Raw genomic sequence first — 1,274 nt, 5'->3', positions numbered from 1 at the left:
GAGGTGGCTCGGCGAATTTGAACAGCGGGCTGAGTGGAATGTCTGCCTGAAGACGGCGAAGATGGCCGTGAACAGGAGAGACGATGAGCAAGAGACCGCGCCGGAACCATAGCCCGGCCTTCAAGGCAAAAGTCGCGCTGGCGGCAGTTGGCGGGGAGAAGACCCTGGCCGAGTTGGCGCAGCAATTCGACGTCCACCCGAACCAGATCACGCAATGGCGCTCGCAGCTTTTGGACGGCGCCGCCGGGGTTTTCGGATCACCGTCTCCGGCCGCGGCCGAGCCGGTTGATGTGAAGACGCTGCATGCGAAGATCGGCGAGTTGACGCTGGCGAACGATTTTTTAGAAATCGCGCTCGACAAGGCCGGACTGTTGGCGAGCGCAAAGCGATGATCGATCGCTCGCATGATCTGCCGATCGCAGTGCAAGCCCGGGAACTGGGGATCAGCCGCGGCAGCGTTTATTACGAGCCGCGCCCGGTGAGCGACGCCGATCTCGCGCTGATGCGCCGGATCGACGAACTGCATCTGAAATACCCTTTTGCCGGAAGCCGCATGCTGCGCGGGCTCCTGGCTGGAGAAGGAATTATCGTCGGCCGCCTGCATGTCGCGACGCTGATGAAGCGGATGGGGCTGGAGGCGATCTACCGCAGGCCGAACACATCGAAGCCGGCGCCGGGCCACAAGATCTATCCCTATCTCCTGCGCAAGCTGCCGGTGACGCGGGCGAACCAGGTCTGGGCGATGGACATCACCTACATCCCGATGGCCCAGGGCTTTGTCTATCTCGCCGCCGTCGTCGACTGGTTCAGCCGACGGGTGCTGAGCTGGCGGCTCTCGATCACGATGCAGGCCGACTTTTGCATCGAGGCCGTGGAGGAGGCGCTGGCACGCTTCGGCAAACCAGAGATCTTCAATACCGATCAGGGTTCGCAGTTCACCAGCATCGACTTCACGACGGTCCTGCTGGATAGGGACATCAAGATCAGCATGGACGGCAAGGGCGCCTGGCGCGACAATGTCTTCGTCGAGCGGCTCTGGAAATCGGTGAAATACGAGGAGGTGTATCTGCGGGCCTACGAGACCGTCAGCCATGCACGAGCGTCGATCGGCAGATACCTCGACTTTTACAACGAGCGTCGTCCGCATTCACGGCTGGGAGGAAAAACGCCCGACCAGACCTACTTCAACCAGCCGCTTCTCGCAGCAGCGTAAACCCGGCAGACGATCCACTTATCAAGCCGCCGAGGCTGTTCAGACAAACCAAGCCACTTCT

General features: G+C 61.3%; 1 protein-coding gene. It reads left to right on the top strand.

Annotated elements, in window-relative coordinates; translation table 11 throughout:
* The first annotated feature begins 83 nt into the window (after window positions 1–83).
* A protein-coding gene (locus LZD57_RS23925; protein ID WP_420844862.1) for an IS3 family transposase occupies window positions 84–1,213 on the top strand; the annotation gives its coding sequence in 2 pieces (ribosomal slippage) (window positions 84–345 and window positions 345–1,213; 1,131 coding nt in all).
* Window positions 1,214–1,274 lie beyond the last annotated feature (61 nt).

Origin of the sequence: Jiella avicenniae, assembly GCF_021390325.1 — a bacterium.
Taxonomy (GTDB): domain Bacteria; phylum Pseudomonadota; class Alphaproteobacteria; order Rhizobiales; family Rhizobiaceae; genus Jiella; species Jiella avicenniae.
This window is presented reverse-complemented; position numbering and strand designations above follow the sequence as displayed.